This window comes from Mycolicibacterium celeriflavum (assembly GCF_010731795.1).
Taxonomy (GTDB): domain Bacteria; phylum Actinomycetota; class Actinomycetes; order Mycobacteriales; family Mycobacteriaceae; genus Mycobacterium; species Mycobacterium celeriflavum.
In genome coordinates this window covers 3,234,950-3,260,527 of the sequence record NZ_AP022591.1, presented here as the reverse complement: position 1 = coordinate 3,260,527, position 25,578 = coordinate 3,234,950, and the positions used below count along the sequence as shown (strand labels likewise).

General features: G+C 65.3%; 26 protein-coding genes and 1 pseudogene. 13 read left to right on the top strand and 14 right to left on the bottom strand.

Annotated features, from left to right (window positions below):
- Positions 1-318: 318 nt before the first annotated feature.
- Complete coding sequence (locus tag G6N18_RS15810; RefSeq protein WP_067226641.1) at positions 319-1,347, top strand: VldE C-terminal domain-containing protein; 1,029 nt, start codon at positions 319-321, stop codon at positions 1,345-1,347.
- A gap of 65 nt (positions 1,348-1,412) precedes the next feature.
- Here the strand turns inward: G6N18_RS15810 and G6N18_RS15805 are convergent, their stop codons facing one another.
- From G6N18_RS15805 to G6N18_RS15785, 5 genes are all read right to left on the bottom strand, one after another.
- Complete coding sequence (locus tag G6N18_RS15805) at positions 1,413-2,216, bottom strand: DUF1906 domain-containing protein (protein WP_067226603.1); 804 nt, start codon at positions 2,214-2,216, stop codon at positions 1,413-1,415.
- Positions 2,217-2,404: 188 nt separating this feature from the next.
- Complete coding sequence (locus G6N18_RS15800) at positions 2,405-3,049, bottom strand: TetR/AcrR family transcriptional regulator (RefSeq protein ID WP_067226607.1); 645 nt, start codon at positions 3,047-3,049, stop codon at positions 2,405-2,407.
- Position 3,050: 1 nt separating this feature from the next.
- A complete protein-coding gene (locus G6N18_RS15795; RefSeq protein ID WP_067226610.1) occupies positions 3,051-4,124 on the bottom strand; it encodes an NAD(P)H-dependent amine dehydrogenase family protein in 1,074 nt (357 codons plus the stop codon).
- Between the two features lie 10 nt (positions 4,125-4,134).
- The gene (locus tag G6N18_RS15790) at positions 4,135-4,998 is read right to left on the bottom strand and encodes an SDR family NAD(P)-dependent oxidoreductase (RefSeq protein ID WP_067226613.1); all 864 of its coding nucleotides are present in this window, start codon (positions 4,996-4,998) and stop codon (positions 4,135-4,137) included.
- 20 nt (positions 4,999-5,018) lie between these two features.
- On the bottom strand, positions 5,019-5,186 hold the full coding sequence (locus G6N18_RS15785) for a hypothetical protein (protein WP_163689895.1): 168 nt from the start codon (positions 5,184-5,186) through the stop codon (positions 5,019-5,021).
- 188 nt (positions 5,187-5,374) lie between these two features.
- On the opposite strand from G6N18_RS15785, the gene G6N18_RS15780 reads away from it, so the two are divergent.
- The 5 genes and pseudogenes from G6N18_RS15780 (at position 5,375) to G6N18_RS24920 (ending at position 7,988) form a co-directional block, all read left to right on the top strand.
- Positions 5,375-5,884 (top strand): hypothetical protein, encoded by a 510-nt coding sequence (locus G6N18_RS15780; protein ID WP_067226616.1) that lies wholly within the window; start codon positions 5,375-5,377, stop codon positions 5,882-5,884.
- Complete coding sequence (locus G6N18_RS15775) at positions 5,868-6,365, top strand: flavin reductase family protein (protein ID WP_067226619.1); 498 nt, start codon at positions 5,868-5,870, stop codon at positions 6,363-6,365. The genes G6N18_RS15780 and G6N18_RS15775 overlap by 17 nt, the downstream gene beginning before the upstream one ends.
- Positions 6,366-6,450: 85 nt before the next feature.
- The gene (locus tag G6N18_RS15770) at positions 6,451-6,849 is read left to right on the top strand and encodes a VOC family protein (protein WP_067226622.1); all 399 of its coding nucleotides are present in this window, start codon (positions 6,451-6,453) and stop codon (positions 6,847-6,849) included.
- A gap of 41 nt (positions 6,850-6,890) precedes the next feature.
- The gene (locus G6N18_RS15765) at positions 6,891-7,580 is read left to right on the top strand and encodes a type 1 glutamine amidotransferase domain-containing protein (protein ID WP_067226625.1); all 690 of its coding nucleotides are present in this window, start codon (positions 6,891-6,893) and stop codon (positions 7,578-7,580) included.
- Positions 7,581-7,593: 13 nt separating this feature from the next.
- Positions 7,594-7,988 (top strand): annotated as a pseudogene (locus tag G6N18_RS24920) (type II toxin-antitoxin system RelE/ParE family toxin).
- Here the strand turns inward: G6N18_RS24920 and G6N18_RS15755 are convergent.
- Both G6N18_RS15755 and G6N18_RS15750 read right to left on the bottom strand, forming a co-directional pair.
- Positions 7,915-10,152 carry a beta-glucosidase family protein gene (locus G6N18_RS15755; protein WP_234783761.1) on the bottom strand — a complete coding sequence of 746 codons (2,238 nt, stop codon included), beginning with the start codon at positions 10,150-10,152 and terminating at the stop codon, positions 7,915-7,917. The pseudogene G6N18_RS24920 and the gene G6N18_RS15755 overlap by 74 nt on opposite strands.
- A 116-nt stretch (positions 10,153-10,268) precedes the next feature.
- On the bottom strand, positions 10,269-10,901 hold the full coding sequence (locus G6N18_RS15750; RefSeq protein WP_067226635.1) for a dihydrofolate reductase family protein: 633 nt from the start codon (positions 10,899-10,901) through the stop codon (positions 10,269-10,271).
- A 125-nt stretch (positions 10,902-11,026) separates the two neighbouring features.
- On the opposite strand from G6N18_RS15750, the gene G6N18_RS15745 reads away from it, so the two are divergent.
- Positions 11,027-11,464, top strand: a complete 438-nt coding sequence (locus tag G6N18_RS15745) for a hypothetical protein (RefSeq protein ID WP_067226638.1) — start codon at positions 11,027-11,029, stop codon at positions 11,462-11,464.
- A 65-nt stretch (positions 11,465-11,529) separates the two neighbouring features.
- Here G6N18_RS15745 and tnpB read toward each other — a convergent pair whose 3' ends face one another.
- The gene (gene tnpB, locus G6N18_RS15740; RefSeq protein WP_083000069.1) at positions 11,530-13,179 is read right to left on the bottom strand and encodes an IS607 family element RNA-guided endonuclease TnpB; all 1,650 of its coding nucleotides are present in this window, start codon (positions 13,177-13,179) and stop codon (positions 11,530-11,532) included.
- Positions 13,179-13,760, bottom strand: a complete 582-nt coding sequence (locus tag G6N18_RS15735; protein ID WP_083000068.1) for an IS607 family transposase — start codon at positions 13,758-13,760, stop codon at positions 13,179-13,181. Before G6N18_RS15735 ends, tnpB begins: the two co-directional genes overlap by 1 nt.
- 65 nt (positions 13,761-13,825) lie before the next feature.
- On the opposite strand from G6N18_RS15735, the gene G6N18_RS15730 reads away from it, so the two are divergent.
- Together G6N18_RS15730 and G6N18_RS15725 are read left to right on the top strand one after the other, a co-directional pair.
- Complete coding sequence (locus G6N18_RS15730) at positions 13,826-14,446, top strand: TenA family protein (RefSeq protein WP_067214370.1); 621 nt, start codon at positions 13,826-13,828, stop codon at positions 14,444-14,446.
- Between the two features lie 78 nt (positions 14,447-14,524).
- Positions 14,525-15,820, top strand: a complete 1,296-nt coding sequence (locus tag G6N18_RS15725) for a DUF2786 domain-containing protein (protein WP_083000067.1) — start codon at positions 14,525-14,527, stop codon at positions 15,818-15,820.
- On the opposite strand, the gene G6N18_RS15720 is transcribed toward G6N18_RS15725, so the two are convergent.
- From G6N18_RS15720 to G6N18_RS15705, 4 genes are read right to left on the bottom strand one after another with little or no spacing between them, the layout of a single operon-like run.
- The gene (locus G6N18_RS15720) at positions 15,817-16,962 is read right to left on the bottom strand and encodes an acyl-CoA dehydrogenase family protein (RefSeq protein ID WP_083000066.1); all 1,146 of its coding nucleotides are present in this window, start codon (positions 16,960-16,962) and stop codon (positions 15,817-15,819) included. The two genes, G6N18_RS15725 and G6N18_RS15720, sit on opposite strands and share 4 nt — an antisense overlap.
- Positions 16,959-18,422, bottom strand: coding sequence for a flavin-containing monooxygenase (locus G6N18_RS15715; protein WP_083000065.1), 1,464 nt, complete (start codon positions 18,420-18,422; stop codon positions 16,959-16,961). The genes G6N18_RS15720 and G6N18_RS15715 overlap by 4 nt, the downstream gene beginning before the upstream one ends.
- Positions 18,419-19,345, bottom strand: coding sequence for a reductase (locus tag G6N18_RS15710; protein WP_083000064.1), 927 nt, complete (start codon positions 19,343-19,345; stop codon positions 18,419-18,421). Before G6N18_RS15710 ends, G6N18_RS15715 begins: the two co-directional genes overlap by 4 nt.
- A 27-nt stretch (positions 19,346-19,372) precedes the next feature.
- Complete coding sequence (locus G6N18_RS15705) at positions 19,373-20,380, bottom strand: alpha/beta hydrolase (protein ID WP_083000063.1); 1,008 nt, start codon at positions 20,378-20,380, stop codon at positions 19,373-19,375.
- A 53-nt stretch (positions 20,381-20,433) separates the two neighbouring features.
- Here G6N18_RS15705 and G6N18_RS15700 point away from each other — a divergent pair, with 53 nt between their 5' ends.
- Positions 20,434-21,069, top strand: a complete 636-nt coding sequence (locus tag G6N18_RS15700) for a TetR/AcrR family transcriptional regulator (protein WP_067214381.1) — start codon at positions 20,434-20,436, stop codon at positions 21,067-21,069.
- 10 nt (positions 21,070-21,079) lie between these two features.
- Here the strand turns inward: G6N18_RS15700 and G6N18_RS15695 are convergent, their stop codons facing one another.
- Positions 21,080-22,567: a sugar porter family MFS transporter gene (locus tag G6N18_RS15695; RefSeq protein WP_197931640.1), complete on the bottom strand. Its 1,488-nt coding sequence runs from the start codon at positions 22,565-22,567 to the stop codon at positions 21,080-21,082.
- A gap of 129 nt (positions 22,568-22,696) precedes the next feature.
- Between G6N18_RS15695 and G6N18_RS15690 the strand changes: the two genes are divergently transcribed.
- The 3 genes from G6N18_RS15690 to G6N18_RS15680 are packed head-to-tail and all read left to right on the top strand — an operon-like array spanning position 22,697 to position 25,571.
- On the top strand, positions 22,697-23,242 hold the full coding sequence (locus tag G6N18_RS15690; RefSeq protein WP_083000062.1) for a TetR/AcrR family transcriptional regulator: 546 nt from the start codon (positions 22,697-22,699) through the stop codon (positions 23,240-23,242).
- A complete protein-coding gene (locus G6N18_RS15685) occupies positions 23,239-24,324 on the top strand; it encodes a DUF1214 domain-containing protein (RefSeq protein ID WP_083000061.1) in 1,086 nt (361 codons plus the stop codon). Before G6N18_RS15690 ends, G6N18_RS15685 begins: the two co-directional genes overlap by 4 nt.
- Positions 24,321-25,571, top strand: a complete 1,251-nt coding sequence (locus tag G6N18_RS15680) for a sulfotransferase family protein (protein WP_109749357.1) — start codon at positions 24,321-24,323, stop codon at positions 25,569-25,571. The genes G6N18_RS15685 and G6N18_RS15680 overlap by 4 nt, the downstream gene beginning before the upstream one ends.
- Positions 25,572-25,578 lie beyond the last annotated feature (7 nt).

The following is a 25,578-nucleotide window of genomic DNA, read 5'->3' as shown; positions in this document are numbered from 1 at the left end:
CACTCCTCTTCCGGGCACCGCCCCGCACGATTCGGGTACCCACGTGACGAAGAAAGTGACGGTTGTAGCCGGGGCGCACTCGATCGAGTCGGTATGTGGCATGCAAGCGGATCGCCGACACCGGCTCGTCTGCCGAAAACCCCCGACTACCGAGACAAAGGACGAGTAGACATCGGCGACGCTAGTTCGTAACCTTTCCGAGTCACATGTGCGGCTGACCAAGATTTATCCCTGCAGCGAAGGATCGCGACAATCCGACGGATCGCATTGCGCCACTCTCTTCGGCGAACAGTGGGCGGGTTTGCCGCCGCGGTCCTGATGCTGGCTACCTCGCTGGTGGCCGACGTCAACGCGGATCCCGCTGCCGACGCACTGGCCAGGCTCGACCAGTTGTCCCGGCAGGCGCTGCAGAGTCGCGAAGCCGTCACCGTCGCGCAGCGTGACGCCAACGCAAAACTGGCCGCCCAGACCGCGGCCGAAGACCGGCACCGCGCAGACCTGGCAGCTCTCGACGCCGCGAACGCCCAGCTCGCTCCCCGCCAAGCCGCGGCCAACCGGGTGGCGGCGATGACGTACGTGAGTGGACGCACCGGCCAGGGGGCGGCGTTGCTGACCGCAAGCTCCCCGCAACAGCTGATCGACCAGCTGTCTCTCCAGCAGGCGGTAGCCGCTGTAACCGCCGATCAGTTGAAGGCCTTTCGAGTAGCCCGCGAGCGCGCGGCCGCCGCCGCGAAGGCCTCAGAGACATCGGCAGCTGACGCCCGCGCAGCGGCCGAGCGGTCTGCCGCCGTGCGCGCAGACCTGCAGTCGAAACTGAACGAGCTGCTGCGTCAGATTGCCGCCGCGGAGGCTCAGTACGCGGCGTTGACACCCGCTCAGCAGGCGGCGGTCGACAACGCACCGCCGCCACCGCAGGCTGCGCCCGCTCCGGCCGGCCCCCTACTCAACGCGATGCCCGGCCAACCTCCACCCGCCGCTGCCGTGGGCATCCCGGAGGCGTTGCCCGTCGGAGTCGCGCATGAGGCCGGGCTACAGCCCAACACCATCCTGGCTGCCCGCGCCGTCAGCCAACGGTTCCCCCAGATTGCCGACATCGACGGTGTCCGGCCGGACTCGAAGCCGTGGCACCCGAACGGCCTGGCGATCGACATCATGATTCCCAACCCTGACAGCCCCGAGGGCATCGCGCTCGGAGACCAGATTCTCGCGTTCGCGATGGCCAATGCGGCCCAATTCGGGCTACAGGATGTGATTTGGCGCGGGACGTACTACACGCCCAGCGGTCCGGCAGGGTCGGGTTACGGGCACTACGACCACGTGCACATCACCACGACACCACGCCGCTAACCGAGACGCCCCGGGACCCTGTTGCTTCGACGACGCTGTGCCGCGCCATTGCCGCCGCCCTGGCCCTACGGATGTAGATTCCACTGGCCGCAATCGCTGGCCAGGACGTCGTTGACGTCGACGCGGATGCCGCCGACGATCGGTCCCGGATTCGACGCGGTGTCGATGATGCGCTGGTACAGAACCGCCGCGGGGTAGATCTGACCGCGAGACCAGGACCGGGTCTGCCACGCCCAGACGTGGCCGGGCGATTGTGACCGCCCGATGACACCATCGGCCGCGGCCCACTGGCAGGGATTGATCCCTCCGTAAATACCGGTGCGCTGCACGCCGAGCACCGAGTTGATTCCCCGAAACCACTGCAGCGCAACGTCGTTCCACGTAGTGCGGTCGATATCGTCGTCGACGCTGAAGAAAATCGGTGCACTCCGACCACCACCGGCCGCGGTGTGCAGACTCCAGGCGGTGCGCGCGTCGGCGACGCCGCCGGCGTACCCCCGCGTGAAGTCCGACGGTGCTGTTCCCCCCGGCTTTCCGTATTGGTAATTGCTGACGATGACCAAACCGGCGGCGGTCAGGGATTTGGCGTAGGGAAGAGTGATCGGCTTGGCGCCGAAGGACGAGCCGGGCCGCGAGGTCGATACGTAGTTGATCACCCCGGAGTGGCCGGCGGCTCGGATGGCTTGGGCGGGAATCTGGCGCATGGCGTAGTCGATGAGAGTTGGAGCGGCGGCTGCTGCGGTGGGACTGCCGGCACTCGCCGATGCCGCACCCAACCCGGCCAGCGCCGACGCAGTGGCGGCGTAGCGCAATGCGTCGCGCCGGGAAACGGGTCGCCGAAGGCTCGATGTCTCCGGCGGGCCTTCCACGGCAGGATGTTAACAATGAGACTCCTGTTAAGGGTGTAGCCACGCCGGGCGAGTGCCGTGTCGCGAAGCCGTGCGAGAGTGATGATCTCGGCCAAACGCTTCGCCGCGGACCAGGCCGACGGCCTCATCAGCGCCGATCTCGACATCCAGGAAACCGCGCGCGTAGACACGCCTGCGTACCGCAGAACTCAACTGCCGACGCCGCGGCCCTGTGCTCGGATGTAGGTGTTCAGCACATCAATGAGCGCCTTGCGGTCTCTGCTGGTGTCGATCGGTTGTGGTGACACCATTTGCGCGAGCACGATTCCCCGCAGCGTCGCCCAGATGAGGTTGCCGATCTCCATGGCCTGCGGTGCGTCCAGGTCTTCGCCTAGATGCCTGCCGAGTTCGGTGAATTGGCGCATGGTGTCCGACAATTGAGCGTTGACCTTACTGCCGCGCGCTGCGCGGGTGGAGATGAGGATTTCGAGCGCGGCCATTGATGTCGGGCTGGAGAACGCCTGCCACATCGCGTCGACGACGACCTGGGTTCGGCGATCGATGGCCAGGCTCGCGGTCTGCTCGCGCAGACCTTCGAGCGCTTCGGTGAGTTCGGCGAGTCCCTGGTCGACCACGGCCATCAGGAGGCCGCCGAGGTCTCCGAAGTGGTACTGCACCACTCCCCAAGTGAGACCGGCGCGTTCGGTGATACGTCGCACGCTGGGAGCTACGAAACCTTCGTCGAGGATGTAGCGCACGGTTTCGTCGATGACGGCTCGGCGGCTGCGTTCGGCGCGTTCCTGGTTACCGCTCGGCGGCCGCCGGGGCCCTGGCGGCCCTGCTATGCGACCCATGTCACCACATGGTGCCGCGTAGATGGTCGAGGGGTCGTAGGTCGTGTGCGGCGAGGATGCCGGCGGGCGCCCGACACACTGCCTCGACGGCGTTCACGGCCCGCGCCGCGGTGGCGACTACACCCCCGATGTTGTGGTCGACGCCGGATCCACCGACATGGGTGTCGATTCGGATGCCGGGATCGCCGGCGACGGTGACGCGGTGCACGCCCGGTCTGCCGTCCGGCGGGTAGGCCCAGTCCGGTGCGTCGGCGGGGGTGAGTCTGTTGATGTGCTCCATCGTGATGATGACCTCGCCGTCGCGGATGCCTTCCACACCGAATCGAACTGCGGCTACCTGGCCGGGGGAGACGTCCATCATGGTCGTGGAGATCGGTTCCGGCGTCACCCACTTCTCGTGCCGCTCGCGCACCTCGTCGAGCGTCACGCCGATGTCGCGGGCCAGGCTGCGCACCTGCGCTCCCCACATCGACGCGAGCACTCCCGGCGCGAAGAGGATGGGCTCGTGCTCGGGATCGGTGCCGAAACCAAAGCTGACACCGGTGAATTCGGCGTCGTCGTAACTGCCGTATTCGCAGATTTCCTGGACGGTGATGGCGGTGGCCCGGCCGGCGAGGGTCAGTGCTGCGTACACGAGCGTGTCGCCGGAAAAGCCCGGATCGATGCCGTTGACGTACAGCGTCGAGTCGCCCTCTTCGCATGCCCGCTGCAGTGGTTCGCGCAACCATGCGTCGGTGAAGTCGGGTGCGACCAACCAGACAAAGGACGTCCCGACCACGTTGGTCCCGGTGCTCAGGAAGCGGGTCAAGTCCGCCATTGCCTCATGCGGGCGTGTCTCGGCCTGCGAGGTGTAGACCACGCAGTCGGATTGCAGCGCAACGAGTTCTTCGATGTCCGACGTCGCGACGACTCCGGTCGGGCTGGGCAGGCCGCAGAGGTCTGCGGCATCTCGGCCGATCTTGTCCGGCGAAGCGGCGTGCACACCGACGAGTTCGAGGTCTGGACGCCCGATGATGGTGCGCAGTGCGTGGACACCAACGTTACCGGTGGAGAATTGAATGACGCGACGGCTCACGGTGTTTCCTTCACAGTAGGTCGGTGATGGTCTTGAGGCCGGCGTCGTACAGGACCCCGGGGAGCATCCCGCCGTCGATTTCGATGGTGGTGCCGTTGATGTAGTCCGCCGCCCCGGAGGCGAGGAACACGCATGTGCGTCCCACTTCTGCGGGCTCGCCTCCGCGTTTGAGGGGAATGGGCTCGAAGTATTTGGCGCCGTCCGGATCATCCTTGGGCAGGACGAATGACTGGAAGTTCTCGGTGATGGTGGGTCCGAGCGCCACACAGTTCACCCGTACGGTGGGGCCCCATTCCTGGGCCAGCGATCGTGTCATGTGGTTGAGGCCCGCCTTGGCCGCGCCGTAAGACACCAGAGTGGGGGAGCCGGCGGGATGGCTCGCTCCGCTGGAGATGTTGATGATGCAGCCCGTGCCGTCTTGGGTTTTCATCTGCCGGTACGCGCGGATCGCGAACCACATCGGACTGATCAGGTTCATCTGCACGGCGAAGGCATGAAACAGCACGCTGCGTTCGTAGTCGTCGTCACTCGCCGGTGCGCCCTGGATGCGCGAGACCAAGCTAGGGACGGCATCTACCGACGGGGAAGGGACAGTGCCGCCGGCGTTGTTGACGAGGATGTCTACGCGCCCGTAGTTGTCGACGACCTGTGTGACAAAGGCGTCGATGGCCCGGTAATCGCCTTGATCGCACACCATTTGAGCGGACCGGCCGGACCAACCGGGGTTGGTCTCGGTGCCGGGCAATGCGTCCAGTGGTGCACGCGAGCATCCGATGACCGTTGCTCCGGCGCGAAGGAGCTCATGCGCGATCCCCACGCCGACACCGCGGCTCGTGCCCGTGACAATCGCGACTTTTCCTTGTAATTCGGCCATTTCAACACTCGTCTCTGTGGTCATGGAAGATCGGTCGACAGCAGGGTGATGGGCAGGAGGACGCGTAGACCGACATCGTCGAGTTCGAACTCGGAGAATCGGAAGCCGAGAGCCGCGCGCTCGATCCGCCGGCCGGATACCGCGATCACCACGTGGTGCGTCGTCGGCGAAGCATTCCGAACGGGCATGACAAAAGATTACATCCGTCATTTTATGGTGACGCGGTATCACCAACATTGATGGAGTAGACGATGAGCAACGTTTCGAGTCGGCGCGCGAGATAGGCGCACGCCGCGAAACATGCTGAGCTGTGGAACGCCGGCAAGAAAGACGAGTGGGTCGCCTCACGGCGCACCATCTCCCAGGTGACGTGCGAATGTTCGATCCGGTCGGCACTGAGGAGAAGCACGGCTTCGCGGCCGCCACGTCAGATGCATTCGACATGTTCCAGGCAATCCTCAGAATCGAGATGATCACGGTCCAGGTCAACGGGGACGAAATGGCTTGGGCATGTGAGAACTTCTTCGGCACCGAGCCCGACGTCCAATCTGCGTACAGTATCGAGACCTTCGCCTGGGATCAGTCCGGCGACCTGCTCATCAAGACCTACTATCCGATCCCCGAACACGTTGGGACGGTGACCCGTACGCTCACCTACTCAACGCAGACGGCCAAGAGCATGGGCGATCCAAAGAGGATCCACCCCGAATTGTTGATGAATTCTGGCTTGCGATCGACCGGAGCAGGCAGTCCAGCTAGTTGCTTTCTCTGCGCCCGCTCTTCATCACTCAGGGACGCGAAAAACTGCGTGACTCGCCGCTCGCCCGATTTGCGCCCGAACCCATATGGGGACAGACATACTGCAGGCGATGTCGGAATCGGGTAGCGGCGCGTTCGAGGCAGTAGTCGGGCGGTTGGACTACCCGATGTTCTTGGTCACCACGCGTGGCGGTAATGATTCAGCGGGATGTCTGGTCGGATTTGCCAGTCAAACCAGCATCAACCCAGCCCGCTTCATGATCGGCCTATCCAAGAAGAACCACACATTTCGAGTGGCGCAGAACGCGACCCACTTGGCCGTCCACGTGGTGGCTCGCCGGCACCTATCGTTGGCGGAGTTGTTCGGCAGCGAGACCGGCGATCAGATCAACAAATTCGATCGCTGTGCATGGCACAGCGGGCCCGAAGGGCTACCGGTTCTCGACGACGCCGACGCATGGTTCATCGGGGCGATACGTCGTCGCTTCGATCTCGGCGATCACGTTGGTCACTTGCTCGAGCCCGTGGCCGGCGAATCACCAGATGCTCTCGAGGACTGGATCACCTTCGCCGACGTCCGGGGCCTGACGCCGGGACACGAGGCCTGATTCAGTCATCGGCGCCGAAGCTGGCCCCGGTTTGGCGATCTTCGGGCACCTTTGTGTTGGCGCTTGCTGTGGCAGGATACGTGGCGTGCTCGGGCATATTGGGCTGAATGTTCCGGATCTCGCACGCGCGCAGGCATATTACAACGAGCTGCTGCCGTTGCTGGGTTTCGAGGTGTTCCTCGCCGCCAGTGATCAGTGCGCCTATAAGCCCGCAGGCGGAAAGCCAGGGACGTACCTGTTCTTGTACCCGGCTGCAGAGCCGACGCCGTACTCGCGCGACACGATCGGCCTGCAGCACTTGGCGTTCATGGTGAAGACGCGGAGCGATGTGGAGCGGGTACATCGCCACGTGCTGTCACGGAGCGGCAACGTGATCCATCGACCGCGGTTCTTTCCGGAGTACCCGCCGCCGTATTACGCCACGTTCTGGCTCGATCCGTTCGGGATCATGTTGGAAGCCGTGTGTCACTACGACCGCGACTGAAGACACTGGCGTCGATCAGCGATCAGCGCGATCCTTAGAGGATGACCAAGCGCATCTTGAACGTTGTCACCAACGTCGCGCACTATGAGGACCCCTCCGAGGCGACTGGACTGTGGCTCTCGGAGTTGACGCACGCCTACCACGTCTTCGCCGAAGCGGGATACGAGCAGTCGATCGTCAGCCCGAAGGGAGGCTTGTCACCGTTGGAGCCGCGGTCATTGAAGTTTCCGAACTACGACAAGACTGCGAAGGCTTGGAATGCCGACGAAGCGAAGATGGCGCTGCTGGCCGACACCGCCGCACCCGATGAGATCGACTCGGCGGACTTCGACGCGATCTATTTCACCGGCGGTCATGCGGTGATGTTTGATTTCCCCGATAGTGAGGGCTTGCAACGCATTACACGGGAAATCTTCGAGCGCGGCGGAGTTGTGTCCTCGGTGTGTCATGGCTACTGCGGTCTGCTCAACACCCGATTGTCGGACGGATCGCTGCTGGTCGCTGGCCGCAAGCTGACCGGTTTCGCTTGGTTGGAGGAGGTCCTGGCCCGCGTCGACAAGCTGGTGCCCTACAACGCCGAGGAAGAAGTCAAGAAGCGCGGCGCACAGTATGAGAAGGGCCTGCTTCCCTTCGCCTCGTACACCGTCGCCGATGGACGCCTGGTGACGGGCCAGAATCCCGGGTCGGCCAAGGCAACGGCGAAGAAAGTCGTCTCCGTCCTGGAAGGCTGAGCCAATCCCGGAGGTGGACGTGAATGACATTTGGGACTACACCCGAGAGCGTTGGAGCGACGATCAGGCCGAGAGGTACCTGCGCGAGATCCAGCGGGCGATCGAACGAATTGTGGACAATCCGCTGATCGGGCGCCGTCCGATGAGGTACGCGCGGGCTACCGCCGGTATGCGGTCGGTTCGCAGACGCTGTACTACCGAATTGCCAGCGATGATCTCATTGATGTGGTGCGCGTGCTCCACAAGCGGATGGAGTCCGCCGAAGAAGGCGGGCGGATCGCTTGCGAGCATGAGAAGAATCATGGGGATACTGCTTTCTTGGGCGCCAGAACTGTTAGGCCCCAACGTCTGTGTTCACCGCGTCGAGTAGCGCCGCGGTGGCGGCCGACGAGAGCGTTTGCCCGGTGAGGGCCAGGACGCGGCTCAGCGGCATCGAGGCCACCATCGGCAGCATCTCCGGGTGCTGCTGCAGGGCTGACGCGTGATCGTTGTTGCTTTCCGCCATCAAGCACAGCAACAACTCGCGTCCGGCCGGCCTGGCCATCCACTCTCCGACCGACGAGTCAATTGTCAGGGGCAGGGCGGGAGCGGGCACAACGAGATCGATGTCGGCCGCCAGACGCAGGTCGCGTGAGGACGCGCCGATCACAATACGAAAGGTCCCGGGCTCGACGGTCCAGGCCGCGCGCTGTTCGTCCCAAAAAGCGAAATCACGTTCGGACAACCGGATTTCGATATGCCGACTTTGCCCAGGCTCTAGATGCACCTTGCCGAATGCCTTGAGTTCACGCTGCGGCCGGTCGACCGACGCGGCCAGATCGCTGACATACACCTGGGCGACATCGCTTCCGGCCCGGCCTCCGGTGTTGGTGACCGTGAACGCCACCGTCGCCTCGTTACGCTCGGGATCCGGCACGTCGACGCGAAGGTCGCCGTAATCGAAAGTGGTGTAAGACAGGCCGTGTCCGAACGGGTGGGCGACCGCGCGATGTGTCGTGTCGAACCAGCGATAGCCGACGTAGTGCCGCTCGCCGTAAAGCACCCGCTGCGCGGTGCCCGGGAAGTTGCAGTAGGCCGGGGTGTCGGTCAATACCAAGGGAATCGTCTCGGCGAGCCGCCCGCCCGGTTCCGCCAACCCGAACAGGATTTCGGCGGTCGCACCTCCGCCTGCTTGTCCCGGCAACCACATCTCCAGGACGGCACGGGCGTGCTGCTCGACGCCGGCGGTCAACACGACACCGCCGTTGCTCAAGACCACCGCGACGTTGGAATTCACGGCGGCCACCGCGCCCAGCAGTCGGAGTTGATCGACGGGCAGGTCGAGCGTCGTGCGGTCGAAGCCCTCCGACTCGGCGGCCTCGGGTAGGCCGAGGAACATCAACACAACCTCAGCACCCCGTGCCGTCGCCACGGCATCGGCGAGCAGCGGTTCGGAGCTTTCGTCGTCGAGGGTGAACCCGGCCGCGAATCGGATCTCGCGCCGACCGTCGACGATTGCCGTCAATTCGGTCAGTGCTGATTCGAGACGGGTTGGCCGCACGTGCGAGCTTCCGCCGCCTTGGTAGCGCGGGGACCGGGCGAACTCCCCGATGACCGCCACCGGCCCCCCAGGGCCCGAATCAAGCGGAAGGAAACCGTCATTGGTGAGGAGAACGGCCGACTCGGCAGCAGCCCGGCGCGCCAGTCGATGATGACGATCGCCGTCGACCACCTCGACGTCCGTGTCGCGGTTGTTGTGCAGACGCGCTGCGACCGCCAGGATCCGCTCGGCGGCTCGGTCGACAACCGACTCCTCGAGAGTTCCGCTGGCGACGGCCTGCAGTACGGTCGTCGCCGCACCGCCGCCGGTCCCCGGCATCACGAGATCAAGCCCGGCCCGCAGGGATGCAACAGGATCGACGACCGCGCCCCAGTCGGACACGACGGCACCGCCGAACTGCCAATCGTCGCGAAGAATCTCGGTGAGCAGCCATGGGTTCTGTGCCGCCGGAACACCGTTGACGGCGTTGTAGGCCGCCATCACCGTGGCCGGGTCCGCTTCCCGGACGATGTGTGCGAACGCCGGCAGGTAGATTTCGCGAAGTGTCCGTTCATCGACCTCTGCGCTGACCCGCATGCGATGTGTCTCTTGATTGTTGGCCGCGAAGTGCTTGACCGACGCGCCGACACCGTAGCGTTGAAGACCCCGCACCCACGCCGCACCCAGGTGCCCAGACAACACCGGGTCTTCGGAGAAGTACTCGAAGTTACGTCCGCACAACGGGCTCCGCTTGATGTTCACGCCCGGGCCGAGAAGGACGTCGACTCCCAGCGCGCGGCTCTCCGCGCCGAGTGCGGCGCCGATCTCCTCGAGCAGCTGCGGATCCCACGACGATCCGGTCGCCGCTGCCGTCGGGAACGCCGTCGCGGGCTCGCACTCGTAGAAGTCGTGCGGCGCAGCACCTTCGGCCATCCGCCGCACCCCGTGCGGTCCGTCGGTCAAGGTCAGCGAGGGCACATTCAACCGATCGACCCCAACCGTCGACCACATGTCCGCGCCGGTGACAAGGGCGGCCTTTTCCGCAAGCGTCATCTCGCCAACGACCGTCTTCGGATCGAACATCCGGGGCCTTTCGTCTCAGACCTCCCCAGCCTGTCATGCGCTGTGCCTGGTGATGGCATGTTCGACGGTTCAGAGCCGGGGTCGCATCATTCGTTCCTGGAATCGCCCGCCTCCGACGCACTCATGTCCCCTGTCGCCGGGATGCCATCGGCGAGGCCGTAGCGCAAGTAAACGGTCCCCTTGGGACTGACTGCCGGCGGTTCGAGGAGCGTCATGTTCGTGGGCACAGTGCCGCCGTCGAAAACCTTCTTCCCCACGCCGAGCATGATCGGGTGCACCCAGAGATCGAGACGGTCGAAGAGCTTCTCACGCAACAGGGTCTGCACCAGGTCCAGGCTGCCGACGACCTTCACGTTCTCGTGCCGATCGCGGACCTCACGCACGGCGTCACCCAGGTCGAGGCCCAGCTGCGTGGAGCCAGCCCACGAGAGGTCGGGCTTGCCGCGGGAGGCGACGTACTTCGGTACGCGGTTGAACAGCGAGGCGATCTCACCCTCCTGGTACGGCCAGTGGGCGGCGAAGATGTCGTACGTGCGTCGGCCGACCAGCAGCGCGTCTGTGCCCTCATACGCAGCAGCAATCTGGGCCCCGGTGACCTCGTTCATCAGCGGCGCCTGCCATCCGCCGAACGGAAACGCCACGGGGTCTTCCTCGGGGCCGCCGGGTGCCTGACCGACGAGATCGAGCGTTGCGAACAGCTCTAGGTAGATGAGGCCCATGGGAAGACTCCTGATACGTCGGTGGTCGCGGTCAACAGATAGACCCGCGGCTGCCGGCAGAATCATCGTCGCCGGGATCCGAGGCATGCGCTAACACCCTCCTCGTGTCCGCCGATTACAGGGGTATGCCTCTGTTTCGTGCTGCCGGCGCGCTCGCCGTCGCGCTGACGGCGCCCTGGTTGTGGGCGGCGACAGCGAACGCGGAGGGCTTCGCTCAACTCGACCGAGTTCCAGTTGTGGCTTCCCCGACGTGTGCCGGCACCGTCAGCGCCGAGGCCCAGGTCGCGCCGGTGCAGATCGGCGATCGTGTCGAGGATGGTGTCCGGGTTGCCATCCACTACGACGCCGGCATCTACGACGGTTCCTGTGCGCTCACCGTGACCGCCGCTTGGGCGAATCTCGACACCGGCGCTTCAGGAAGTGACGACATCACCGCAGTATCGACGATCGACGGCCATTACGGGTTCATCGGCTACGCCAACACCATGTTCGAGACGGGCAGCGGGACAGTGGTCATCACACTGAGCTCTCATCCGGGCGCCGAAATGCGCATCACCGCCTGAGACCCACGCGCCTCGACCAACCACTGCCAAGCACCGTTGCCGTTGAGTGTGTTTGAGTTGCACGCTCATGCGGCGTCCCCTTGCGGGGTTTGGGTTTTGGCCTCGCTGCGTCCGGCCCCGCGTGGGCGGGGTCTTAGGGATGCTCCGCGGGCACCGGATGATCCGGTGTCCGCGCCATGGCCTGTACCCACCGTGGTGGGCCCGGGTACCGATTGGGCCGTGGTCCCGACTGGACCACAACTGGCAGAATCCGGCCAGTCACGGAGATTTTTGGCAGCGTTGCGGTCCCGATCGATCACCTCGCCTGTGATGGGACACCTGAGGTGCTTATCGATACGCCCTTTACCGACCAACCGGCACGGTGTGCCATCAGGCTGGGTGCAGCCGTGGTGGATTTGACTGGAGGCAAACCAGCGATCGGCCACGATCAGGGTGCTGCCGGATCGGGTGGTCTTATACGCCAGCATCGGCGCGACCAATCCCATCGCAGCATCGGAGACGGCGCGCCGGTAGGCGCGTCTGCCCATGCTGCGTTTCATCGCGGCCACGTCGAGATCTTCGATCACGACCTGCCCGTAGGTGAGCGCCAACTCGGTGCTGAGTTGATGGGCAGTTTCCCGCCGAAGATGCACGCACCGCCGGTCCAAGCGGGCCAGTTTGGCTTTCGCTGCCCGATGACCGTGGGAGCCGGCAATGCGGCGGGAAAGTTGGCGACCAGCCCGGCGCCTCGCTGCCAGGGTGGCTTTCAGCGGGGCCGGACTCTGGTATTCGACAAGCGTTTGGGCACCAGTAGCTGTGTCGATGGTGGCGACCGTGGCCAGTGTTCGCACGCCCAGGTCCACGCCGGCGCGCACGCTGGGTCGGGTCGGCGTTCGCGCCGTGTCGGGGGTGCGTAGCGCGTAGCCGACCGAGACGAACAACCGGCCCCACCGTTGCGACAGTGTCATATTCAGGATCCGGGCCCGCCCCGACGCGACGCGGCGTTGAACCCGTCGGGTGTTCTCTTTCGCGCGCAACCCGCCGATGACGGGCATCGTGATCGTGCGGCGGTCATCCTCCAGTCGCATAACGCCGGTGCTGAACCGCACCCGGCCCGGATCGCGGCGCGCGGATTGGAACCGTGGGAAACCCACCCGCCGGCCGTTGCGGGTGCCGTTGCGACTCGCGCTCCAATTGCTCAGTGCCTGCGCCAGGTCGGCCAAACCCGCCGAGTAGCACTCCTTGGAGTTGTCCGCCCACCATGGCGCCACCTCATCCTTCGCGCGGTTCCACGCCTTGCGCAGCGATCCCAGATCCCAGCCCACCGACTCATGTGCCGGATCAACTGCCTTCGCGTCCAGGTCAGCTTTCACCCGGTCCAGGCCCCAGTTGAACGCTATGCGGCGGGCACCGAAATGCGAACGCACCAACCCGGCACGGGCCTCATCAGCGGGCCATTCGACCTCGAACTTGGCCGCGGTCACCATCCAGCCCGTCGACAGGTGCCTACCCGGTGATCCGGTCGCGGCATAGCTGGCGGCGTCCCCATCGAACAGGTCGAACAGCACCGATACCGACTCCACCGCAGACCGATGGGCCTCGAAATCAGATCCCACCTGCACCAGCCGCGACACTGTCGGTGTGCCATCGGGTTTCGCCTTGCCCGCCAACTGCACACCACCGGTCGCCTCGGCCACCTTCGCGGCCTGGGCGCGGGTACGCATCGCGACGATCATCAGCCCGACACCGGTTCGGCCTTGGTGGCCGTCACCGCGCGCATCGCCCTGTTTCGCGCGCCGCGCCGCCCGTACAGTCGGGCACACATCGAGGTGAGGACCTCGATCATGTCGCGCACCAGATCGTCGCTGCTTTCACCCGGATCGGCCACCACGATCCGGCGGCCTTGCGCCGACAACACCGCTTCCAGGTGCTCCACACCCAAGCGCGCCAGCCGGTTCCGATACTCCACGACAATGACTTTCGCATCAGGGTCCGACAAGACGCGGCGCAACTTCGGGCGTTTGCCATTCATGCCCGGCCCAACCTCGGTAACGACCTGCCTAACCGTCAGATCCTGCCCGGTCGCCCACCTCGTCAGCCGGCCCACCTGCCGGTCCAAATCGGCACGCTGATCATGCGACGACACCCGGGCATAAATCACCACGCCACCCGCTGCGTCCTCGTCGACCGGTGTCGTACGCACCAGAATCAACCGGCCTACCCGCTCCGCGGGCACCGGCAGCGTCCCCTCACGAAACCAGCGATAGGCCGTATGCCGGTTCACCCCAACCGACTCCGCCCAATCCGCCAAATTCACACCAGTTCGAACCCCACGACTAGAGTCCGTCAGATACTCGATTTCGATGTGGCTAGTGAGGCGGCATGACGCTGGCGACCCAATTATGGGCGGAGAACGCTGACGTGGTGGCCGAGGTGCTGGCCAACCCGTTCGTGCGAGGTATTGGAGACGGCTCGCTGGACCGCGATCTCTTCGCCGGCTATATCGCACAGGATGCGTTTTTCCTCGAATCGTTCGCCCGTGCCTACGGTTTGGCGTTGGCCCGCAGCTCGGACACGGCCACCCTGATGGCGTTCGCCGATCTGCTCGCCGGGGTGCGTGAGGAACTCGGATTGCACGCGTCCTATGCGGCCTCGTGGGGTATCGACATGGCTGGCGTCGAGCCTGCCGCGGCGACGCTGGCCTACACGGAGTTCCTGTTGGCGACCGCCGCAACCGGGGGTCTCGGGGTGGTGTGTGCGGCGATGACACCGTGCATGCGGCTCTATGCGCACGTCGGGACCACATTGGACGCCGACACCGCCGGACCGTACGCCCAGTGGGTGCAGACCTATGCGGATCCGGGCTTCGAGGAGGTGGCTGCACTGCTGGAGCGACTGCTCGATCAACACGCCGACGACGTCCCCGCCCAGCGGGTGGCCTACCGGCGGGCGATGCGGCTGGAGTTGGCGTTCTTCGATGCGGCCCTCACGCCTCGGGGCTGACGACGCACCCCACACGAGCGAGGCCAGCCTCGGCGCGCTTACTTCGGTCTGTCAGACCCGTGCGCCAGACTCCCGGGCATGAGCAGACGCAACCGCGAGAAGCGGGCCGCCAAGCAGAAGGACCGGCGTCGCGGTGGAGCCCGACGAGAGCGCGGGGCATCCGACCCGAGGCCGGATCGGGCGGCGCTTCTGGAACGGCTCGTCGTTGCTTTGAGCCTGGCCGCGACGGGGCCCGCCGACCGCGTGGCACGGCGCGCGGCCGAGCTGCACGATGAGTACTCGGCGCCCGACATCGACATCGCGGCCGACATCGCCGTGACAGAGGCCATCCGAGCCGCCTGGGAGCACGGCTGGACACCATCCGACCTGTATGAGATCGCTCGGCGTCGACTCGCGGCCCCGAGCTCTGAATACCTCCGACAAGCGATTGTCCTGGAGGCTCGGCGCTACGCGTCGTCCACCCTGCACCCGAGATGGCGCGCCGGCCTGGCGGCCATCTCAGCCGGCATCGTTCAGACTGCGCGGGCGCCACAGATGCGGCAATGGGCAGCGGCAAATGATGTCGAACCGGTCGAGGCCCTGATCGTCGTCGTGACGGTGTTGAACCTCCTCGGCAGACTTCCGTCCCTCGAAAAGATTCTCCCGCTGCCCGGCGAGGATCACCACATGCCAACGGCACCAGGGGAAGTGGACGGCCGGGCCCTCGAGCGGGTACGCGCGCTATTGGCCAAAGCCGAGGCCACCGAATTCCCTGACGAGGCGGAAGCCCTCTCGGCCAAGGCCCAAGAATTGATGAGCAGATACTCGCTGCAAGAGGCGGTGGCCCACCACGACAGCGGTCAGGTGCCGGTGGCCGCTGCGCGCCGAATCTGGATCGACAATCCCTACGCCGCCGCCAAGGCATCGCTCGTGCAGGCGGTCGGCCAAGCGAACCGTTGTCGCGTGGTGTGGGCGCAAGAACTCGGATTCGTCACGGTCGTCGGCTCCGAAACCGACCTCAACCTGGTCGAAGTGCTCGCGACATCGCTGCTCCTGCAGGCCAATCGGGCGATGCTGGCCGCTGGGCGCGTGGCCAACAATGACCGGCAGACGCGGACGAGGTCGTTTCGCCAATCGTTTCTCGTCGCCTACGCCCAGCGCATCGGCGAGCGGCTCGACACCACAAGCGCATCGGTCACCGCCGAAATCAACCGTGACGGCGCACTGCTTCCCGCGCTGGCGGCCACCAGCCGCGCGGCCGATGAGCTCACCGCCCGCCTCTTCCCGTCGACGGTGGCTCGCGCCGTATCGGTTTCCAATGGCGCCGGTTGGGGCGCCGGACGCGCAGCCGCGGACAGGGCGCAACTCAACGTCAACGAATCGATCGCGAGTTAGAGGGACCGCGCGATGATTTCCTTCATGATCTCGTTGGTGCCGGCGTAGATCTTCTGGACGCGGTTGTCGGCCCACGCCCGCGCAATCGGGTACTCGGTCATGTATCCATAGCCGCCGTAGAGCTGCAGGCATTCGTCCAACGCGGCCATCGAGCGTTCGGTGGTCCACCATTTCGCCATCGCGACCGTGGGGATGTCGAGTTCGCCGCGCAGATGCCGTGACACACAGTCGTCGACGAACACCCGTCCGATGCGCGCCTCGGTGGCCACCTCGGCGAGTTTGAACTTGGTGTTCTGAAAGGCGAAGAGCGGCTTGCCGAATGCGTGTCGGTCCTTGGTGTACTGCACGGTCTGCGCCAACGCCTCCTCGACGCCGGCGACCGCGCCAACTGCGATGATCAACCGCTCCTGCGGCAGTTGCAGCATGAGCTGCACGAAACCCTGGCCTTCTTCGGTGCCGAGCAGGTTCGACGTCGGAACCCGAACGTCCTCGAAGTAGAGTTCGGAGGTGTCCTGGCCCTTCTGGCCGATCTTGTCCAGCACGCGCCCGCGCCGGAACCCGGGCCGGTCGGCCTCGACCAGCACCAGCGAGATACCGCTCGCGCCTTCGGCGGTGTCGGTCTTGGCGACGACGACGATCAGATCGGCCTGAGCACCGTTGGTGATGAAGGTCTTCGAACCGTTGACCACGTACTCTTCACCCTCGCGGATGGCTTTCGTCTTGACGGCCTGCAGATCTGAGCCGGTACCCGGCTCGGTCATCGCGATCGCCGCGACCACTTCACCGGTGGCCATCTTCGGCAGCCACTGCCGTTTCTGCTCGTCGGTGCCGTACGCGTTGAGGTAATGCGCGACGATCCCGCTGTGCACCGACTGGCCCCATGACGTGTCGCCGATGCGTGCCTGCTCCTCCATGAGGACCGCCTCGTGAGCGAAAGTGCCTCCGCCGCCGCCGTATTCCTCAGGGATCGACATGCATAGCAGACCCAACTCACCGGCCTTGGTCCACAGCTCGCGGTCGACGTGATGCTGATCGATGAACCTCTCGGCGTTGGGCTTGATCTCCTTCTCGCAGAACGAGCGGGCGAGTTCGCGTAGCGCGTCGAGGTCGTCGTCGAGCCAGCTGGAGCGGTATGCAGTCATGTCGTCACTTTCTGGACAGCGCGGTAGTCGGGGTAGTGCAGGTCGGACATCTGGTTGAGGTACTGGGTGGCGAAGCCGGGATACATGGTGGCGTTGAAGCCGTCTTCGGTCAGGTACCAGCTGCGGCATCCCGAATTCCAGGTGGTCTTCGCCAGCCTCTGCTGAAGCTGTTCGTTGAAGCGGCGTTGCGCATCGTCGCGGACGTCGAGGTACTTCAGGCCCCATCGGTTCAGCGTCCGGATCGCCCGCACCGCATATTCGATCTGAGCCTCCATGTACACCAGCGCCGAATTGTGGCCCGGCCCCGAGTTCGGACCGAAGGTCAGGTACAGGTTCGGGTAGCCGGCGACGCTTGTGCTCTTGTAAGCGTATGCGCCGGAAGACCATTCGTCATCGAGCGACCGCCCGCCCAGCCCGGTGACCGGGAACGGCGTGCCCGCCTTGCATACATCGAAGCCGGTGGCGAAGACGATCGCGTCGACGTGGTGCTCGATTCCGTCGGAGGTGCGAATGCCGTTGGGACACAACGTCGCGATCGGCCAGGTGATCAGCTTGCAGTTCTCTTTGGTCAGGGCGGGGTAGTAGTCGTTGGTGACCAGGAGCCGTTTGCAGCCGGCGGTGAACCGCGGGGTGAGCTGGCGTCGCATCCACGGGTCCTTGACCTGCAGGCGCAGCTGCACTTTCGCGATTCCCTGCACCGCCCGCGTCATCACCGTCGGCCACACCAAGCCGAGCGCCATGAACTCATGGATCCAGAAGACGCCTTTGCGGGCCGCGCGCTGGGTGACCGGAAGCTGCCGGTAGAGACGCTTGTTCCACTCCGGAGTGCGGTACTGCAGCCTCGGCAGCACCCAGCCCGGAGTGCGTTGGAACACCTTCACCTGTGCGGCGGTCTTGACCAACTCGGGGATGATCTGCACCGCGCTGGCGCCGGTCCCGATGACGGCGACCCGTTTGCCGCTGAAATTGTAGTCGTGATCCCAACGGGCGCTGTGGATCTTCTTGCCCGTGTAGGTGTCGAGACCGCGAATCGGCGGCAGGCTCGCGTTCGACAGCGGCCCCTGCGCCATGATGACCGAGACGCCGGAATAGGTCTGCCCGGCGGCGGTGGCGATCGACCACACGCCCGCCGATTCGTCGAACGACAGACCGGTGACTTCGGTGTCGAACCGGATGAACCGGTGCAGGTCGAACTTCTCGACCATCCACTCGATGTAGCTCAGGATGTCGTCGCTGCCCGAGTAGCCGTGCGGCCAGTCCGGTTTCTGGGCGAACGAGTACGAGTACAGTAGCGACGGGATGTCGCAGGCCGCACCCGGGTAGGTGTTGTCGCGCCAGGTACCGCCCACCGCGCTGGCACGTTCGAGAATCACGAAGTCGTCGAACCCACTCTGGCGCAGCCGGATTGCCGCGCCGAGCCCTGCGAACCCGGCGCCGATGATCACCACCGAGGCGGTCATGACGCCACCGGTTCGGGGGTGAGTTCGCGGATCCAGGACGGCACCGGTCGCAGCATCCGCTTCGGATAGCGAGCCGACAGCGCGATCAACGGATCTGCGACGAACCGTCGGAACCGCACGTTGCTCTCGACGACCAGGTTTCCGTGGCCCCGCACGATGCGGTACATGGGGTTTCGGCTGGTGTACTCGCTGCGGTCACCCACGTTGGAGAACCGCTTGATGGCCGCGAACAGGCTCTCCTCTTTGAGTCCCATTGCGACCACGTTGTCACGCATCTTCGACAGCAACGGGGTGTAGATGAGAACGCCGACCAGGAAGGCCGGGCTGGCCACGGCGCCGACGGTGTTGATCAGCAGCTTGCGGGCAGGTGCGTTGCCGAGCAACTCCAAAGCGTGGAAATCGACTGCGAGGTGCCGGGATTCGTCGGCGTTGATCAGCTTGAATGCTTGGTGGCACACGGGGTCCTGGACCTCGTCGAGCAGAAATTTGAGTAGAGCTCCGTCCAGTGCAACCTCGAGCATCGGGATGATTGTGCCGAGCATGCTCAGCGATGCCTTGTCGGCGTAGGTGTCGAGCCAGTCGATCGCGAGGCGGATGTTGATGTTCGGTTCGGGGATCTCGTCTTCGGAGAGCATGCCCCACCGGCGCATCAGGGCCAGTTCGGCGTTGGCGTGGCGCTGCTCTTCGGCGTGGAAATACCGGTAGATCTCGGCAAGGGTGTCGTCGGGCGCCTTCAGCGCAAGCGCGGCGAACCCGCGGGCACCAACCTGCTCGATCCACACCAGATCCGACATGAATTCCTTGAGTTTCGGGCGCTGCTCGTCGGTGATCAGTTCGGCGCCGGGGGCGTCCCAGTCGATGTCGCCGAGTGCCCACTGACGGTCCTTGATCTTGGCCAGCATCTCGGGCAGGTCCATGGCCATGGCGAACTCCTTGCGGTCGTGGTCTTTTCAGGCTGAAAATGGCGCTCGGGCCGCCCCGGGCGCAAGATGGTCGGCGAGGAACGTGCCGCTGTGCCGGATCGCGGTGCGTGCCTCGGGAACAAAGCGGAACATCGCGGGAAAGACGTGGATCTGCCCCCGCGCGACGTGCAGGTCTACGGCCACGCCGGCGTCGCGGAGGCATTGTGCGAGGCGACGTGAGTCGTCGAGCAACATCTCGGTGCTGCCGACGTGAATCATCGTCGGCGGAAAGCCGGCAACGTCGGCGTCAAGCACCGACAGCAGTTCCTCGCACGGGTCGGCGTCGCCGACGTAGAGGGCGAAGGTCGGTGCCACGCGTCGCGCCGGCGCGAACGCGTCGCGTCGTCGCCCGTCCAGCGCGAGAGCCAACGCGCCGGTGAGATCCAACGCCGGTGAGTACAGCAGCACCGCCGCCGGATCCGGCAGGCCGTGGCGGCGCGCGGCCAACGTCGTGGCCACCGCCAGCTGACCACCGGCCGAGTCGCCCGCGACCGCGACGGCCCGCCCGGCCGACGTCAGCCATTCGTAGGCGGCCAGGGCGTCGTCGGCTGCGCACGGGAAGCGGTGACGCGGCGCCTTGCGGTACTCGACGGCGAACACCGGGCGACCCGACGACGCCGAGAGCTCGCCGATCAGGCCTCGGTGGGTTCGGGGTGAACACGCGACGAAGGCGCCGCCGTGGATGTAGAGCACCGCCGCTCCGTCAGGGTCGACGCCCGGAGCGCACACCCACTCACCGCGGACGCGCCGGTCGCCGAACACGGTGTCGACCGGCGCGATCGTCAGTCCCCGGCGGGGTGCGGAGGTCGCGGCGAGGAAGATCCGCAGGATGGCATCGAGTCCGCAGACCCCGAGCGCGTTGGACGGCAGCAGTGCAGTGACGGGGCGCATCACCGCCGAGCTCAGCGCGAACAATGCCCTGCTGGCGGGGCTCGGCACGGCAACTGCCCGGGCCGTCGTTGGGACAGGAACTTTGGAAGCCCCATTGCGTTCCATGAAGAACGAAGGTACATATTGAGTGTGTTTGTTTCAAGGGGGAGGTGCGGGCCGTGAAACACACGGGTTTGCTCGCGAAAGCCGTGCAGCGGTTCGGTTCGCCGGCAGTGGAGGGCACCGGCGAACGCATCCTCGACGCCGCGTTGAAACAGTTCGAGCTGTTCGGCATCAACCGCTCGACCGTAGAAGACATCACCCGGCGTTCCCGACTCGCCCGGGTCACCATCTACCGGCACTTCCCCAGCAAGGACGACATCATCGAGGCCGTCCTGCTGCGCGAGCTCGAGCGGTTCCTTGCCGACCTGCGCGACGAGGCGGCCCGCTATTCCGGGAAGGAAGACAAGCTCGTCGAGGGGTTCGTCTTCACCCTCAACACACTGCGCCAGCACACCTTGCTGCAGCGGATACTGGCCACCGAACCCGAAACCGTGCTGCCGTTCTTGACCGTCGAAGGCGACGGCGTCGTTCAGACGGCGTCATCGTTCCTCGCTTACCAGCTGTCGGTGGAACTGCCCGACGACGACCGCACGCAGCTTGAACTGCTCGAAGTCTCGGAGGTGACGGTGCGGATCATCTTGTCGTTCTTGCTGACTCCGTCGCAGAACATCGCACTCGGCGACGACGATGCTGCGCGGGCCTTCGCGCGCCGCTATCTCGTCCCGCCGCTGCTGGGCCTGACCGCCACCTGAGTGGCTCTGGTCAACGCCCAAATCGGTGTTGCAGGTCACCGTCGACTTGGTCGTACTCGCGGTTCTTGGTCTCGGGTACGTAGCGCGCGACGAACCACAGGCCGAACGCGCAAATGCATCCGAAGAGCCAAAACGTCTGGCCCTGGCCGATCGCGTTCACCACGGTGAGGAAGACGAGGCTGACGACGAAGTTCGACGTCCAGTTCACCGCGGTCGCCGCGCTCGAGCCCGATGCCCGTACCCGTGGTGGGAAGAGCTCGCCCACCAGCACCCAGAAGATCGGGCCCAAGCCCGCCGCGAAGGCGGCGATGTAGACAACCATGAATACCAGCGACAGCTCGGCACTCATTCCCGCGACGAACGACAGCCCGAGCAACGCGAGCATGACGGTCATGCCGGCCAGCGAGACGATCAACAGGGGGCGGCGTCCCAGCCGGTCGATCAGACGAATCGCGACGAGCGTCATGACCAGGTTGATGACGCCGATGGCCACCGAATAGACGATGGCGTTCGACGCGGTCAGCCCCGACTGCGAAATGATGGTCGGCGCGTAGTAGATGATCGTGTTGATCCCACCGAACTGCTGGATGGCAGCAAGCGTGAGCCCGACCACGAGCGCCGGACGGACCCGCGAGGCCAGAAGCGCACGCCATCCGCTGGCGTCCCGATCGTCGTCCTGTTCATCGGGGGCTTGCCCCAGACGCTGTTGACGTCGCTGCAGCAATAGATCCGCGGTCGCTTCGTTGGTGACCGACGCGATCAACCGGCGGGCTTGGTCGGCGCGGCCGTGGGTCAACAGCCACTGCGGCGATTCAGGCAGCACCCACATCGCGGCGACCACCATCACCAAGGCGGGGACCGCACCGAAGCCGATCATCGCGCGCCAATTTGCAGCGCTGGAGAACACCACGTTGACCAGATAGGCGACCACGATTCCGATCGTGATCATCAGCTGGTTGAGGGTGAGCATCCGGCCCCGAACCTCTGACGGCGCGATTTCGGACAGGTAGACCGGAACGGTTGCCGAGGCGGCCCCCACCGCGAGGCCGAGCACCAACCGGCCGGCGAGCAGTGTCCAGTAGCCGGTCGAAAAGGCTGCGATCGCAGTGCCGAGCAGGAAGACCCCGCCCTGCAGCCCGAAGATCCTTTTGCGGCCGATCCGATCGGCGATGCGCCCCGAACTCAGCGCGCCGGCCATCGCGCCCAACAGAAGGACACTCACGACGCTGCCTTGCTCGAACGCGTTGAGCGCGAAGTCGGTCTTGACGAACAGCAGCGCGCCGGAGATGACTCCGGTGTCGAAGCCGAACAGGAAGCCGCCGACCGCGATGAGGATCGCCCAAGTCCAAATCTTTCGCAGCCCCGCGGCGGGCACCTCCGCGAGCGGGCCCTCGGTCCCCGGTGCACTGGAGAAACCCTGTGCCATGACTACCACCTTGACGTCGTCGTCGCGCTTGCGCAGCCAGTCGGAGAACTCGGACAGCGGGACCAAACCCATTGACGTCTTTACGTTACGTAGTGTAAAGATAATGCTCATGCGGCGACTCACAATGACCGGGCGTCGTCGGTGACGACGGCGGAACCTGTCCGCGGTCGTCCACGCGACCCGCGCACACAGGAGGCCATCATGGCGGCCACGCGTCGACTGTTGGCGCGCGACGGTTATGACCAGGTGACCATCGAGTCGATCGCCCGGGAAGCCGACGTCAGCCGACCGACGGTGTATCGGCGCTGGCCATCGAAGACCCATGTCGTTTTCGATGCCGTGTTCGGTCCCGCGGACAGCGCCGAGGTATTGGCGGGCTCGGGTGAATTCCATTCAGACCTAAGGCTATTCGTTGAGGGCGTATTCAGGTTTTGGAGTGAACCCGTGGTAGCCAGCGCCACCATGGGCATCCTGGCCGACCGCCACCGCGATCCTGCGCTCGTGATCAGGACGCAGCAACTTCTCGATGAGCAGACCCGTCTCGACTTCGCGGCCTTGGTGCGCTCAGGCATCGAGCAGGGACTGGTCCGGCCAGACCTCGACGTCGAGATGATCTACGACCTCCTGGTCGGCACCACGTTCTACGCCGCGCAGGTGCTGCAGCGCGACGACAGCGACGACGTCGTCGGCAGACTCTGCTCCCTGGTCATGCAGGGAGCCGGAACCACGAATGAGGAGAACCCGTGACCGATGTGCAACCGGCCGACGACCTTTCGGCAGCATTCACTGACTTGCTCGACGAGGTCCGCGCCGTCGAACGGCGGGTGCGCGACGCCGATCCGCCGCTGGATGAGCCGGACATCCTCGACGGCTACCGACTGGCCTTCAGCCTGTTGCGCGTCGCCGTGGACGCCTACGTCTGGGGCGACAAAGACAAACCCATCCTGGTCGACGTCATCAGCCCTTACCTGAAGTGGGGTGGCGACAATTCCGATGCCTTCTACCAACTTTCGCCCATTGATCCCGACCGCCGATATCGCGTCACCGGCAACCGCGGCGACGCCGTTTATCTGTCCATGACGGTCTACGGCGGCCCCGACGACGGGCGATACAGCGACCGGATCGTCGGCACCATCAATGACCGGGCCTTGGAGTTCGACGCCGACGGCAACTTCGAGTTCACCCTCAGCGCCACACCACCCGAGGCCGGCGCGTGGCTCAAACTCGAGCCCGACGCGGTTTTCGCCCTCACCCGCGACTACATGGAAGCGCCCGAGGACGGGCGGCGCCCGGTATGGAAGATCGAGGCGGTCGATCCGCCGGCGCGTCGGCACGACGACCGTGCGGACCTGACCCGCCGGCTGCGCGCGGCCCGGACGTGGCTCAACGAGCAGTGCAAGATGCTGCCCGTTCGAGTGCAGCCGCCCAACGAGATTCACGAGCCGTTCCCGGTGCCCAGCCAGACCTACGGGTGGGCGGCCGGCGACGCCGCATACGCCATGGGCGCCTACCAACTCGAACCGCACCAGGCACTGGTCGTCGAGGGCACCTCGCCGGACTGTGCGTTCTGGAATCTCTGCCTGTGGAACCCCTTCCTGCACACCTACGACTACACGCACGAGCGGGTCACCATCAACGGCGCCCAGGTCAGCTATGAGGACGACGGTTCGTGGCGGATCGTGATCAGCGATCAGGATCCGGGACACCCGAACTGGGTCTCGACCGCCGGTAGGTCCAAGGGCCTGATCTGGCTGCGCTGGTTCCTGCCGGAGGAAACTCCCGCCCATCCACGGTGTTGCGTAATGGATGTCGCGGAGTTCTGTTCGTGATCGACGGAGTGACGCGGCCGGCGTCGATCAGGCTGACGGACCTGGCCGATCCGGTGTATCCGCCCGAGGCGCAGCCGATGCGAGAAGCGTTGGCCGCCTACGGTGCAACGCTGGAACTGACACCGCAGGTGTTGCTGGCGACGGCGACCGAACGCACCGGCTTGGACGACTGGGGTGACCCGGGGTTTCGGGAACGCCTCGACGTGCTGTGCGGCGCGCTCGTCGAGGAGGCCGGGCTTTCCGACACCGGCACCGCCATCGTGTTCGAGCAGTTGGTGGGCAACCTGGTCAACCGGCTTCGGTTGGCGGCGTTGATCACCGAGCACCCGGAGATCGAGGAAATCGGAATCGAGCGGCCGATCATCATCTGCGGACTTCCCCGCACCGGAACGACGCACCTGCACAACCTGATCGCCGCCGACCCCGCGATCCGCTATCTGCCGTACTGGGAAAGCCTCGAGCCGTTCCCGGCGCCGGATGAACACGGTCCGCAACCCCGGCGGGAGCGGTGCGCGGCCGGCCTGGAACTGGTGAACACGTCGATGCCTGAGTTCAAGCGGATGCATGACATGACGGTCGACCATGCGCACGAGGAGATCCAGCTCCTGGCGAACGACGTCTCGGGCATGCTGTTCGAAACCACTTACCACGTGCCGAGTTTCGCGGCGCACTACAAGGCGAACGACCAGGCACCATCGTATGCGTACCTGAAACGCAGCCTGCAGGCGTTGCAGTGGCTGCGCGGCGGATCCCGGTGGGTGCTGAAGTCACCGCAGTATCTCGAGCAGTTCCCGGCGCTGGTCTCCACCTTTCCGGATGCCGTCTTCGTTGTGACGCATCGGGATCCGGTCGAGGTGACGCAGTCGATGGCGACCATGGTCAGCTATGCGGCGCGCATGTCCTGTGCTCGTCCGGATCCGCGGATCATTTCTCGCTACTGGCTCGAGCGCGCCGAGGACCTGCTCAACGGCTGTGTGCGTGACCGCGACGCACTGCCCGCCGAACAATCGGTCGACGTGCGGTTCGAGGACTTCATGGCCGACGAAGAAGGCACCATCGCGGCGATCTACGAACTCGCCGATCAGCCGCTCGATGCGGACTCGCGCGCTGCAATGGCGCAGTTCCGGACCGACCACCCGCGCGGCCGCTATGGCGGCGTGCTCTACCAGCCCGCCGACCTCGGGTTGGACATCGACGATGTCAATACGCGACTTCGCGCCTACCGCGACCGGTTTGTCAGCAATTGAAGCCTGG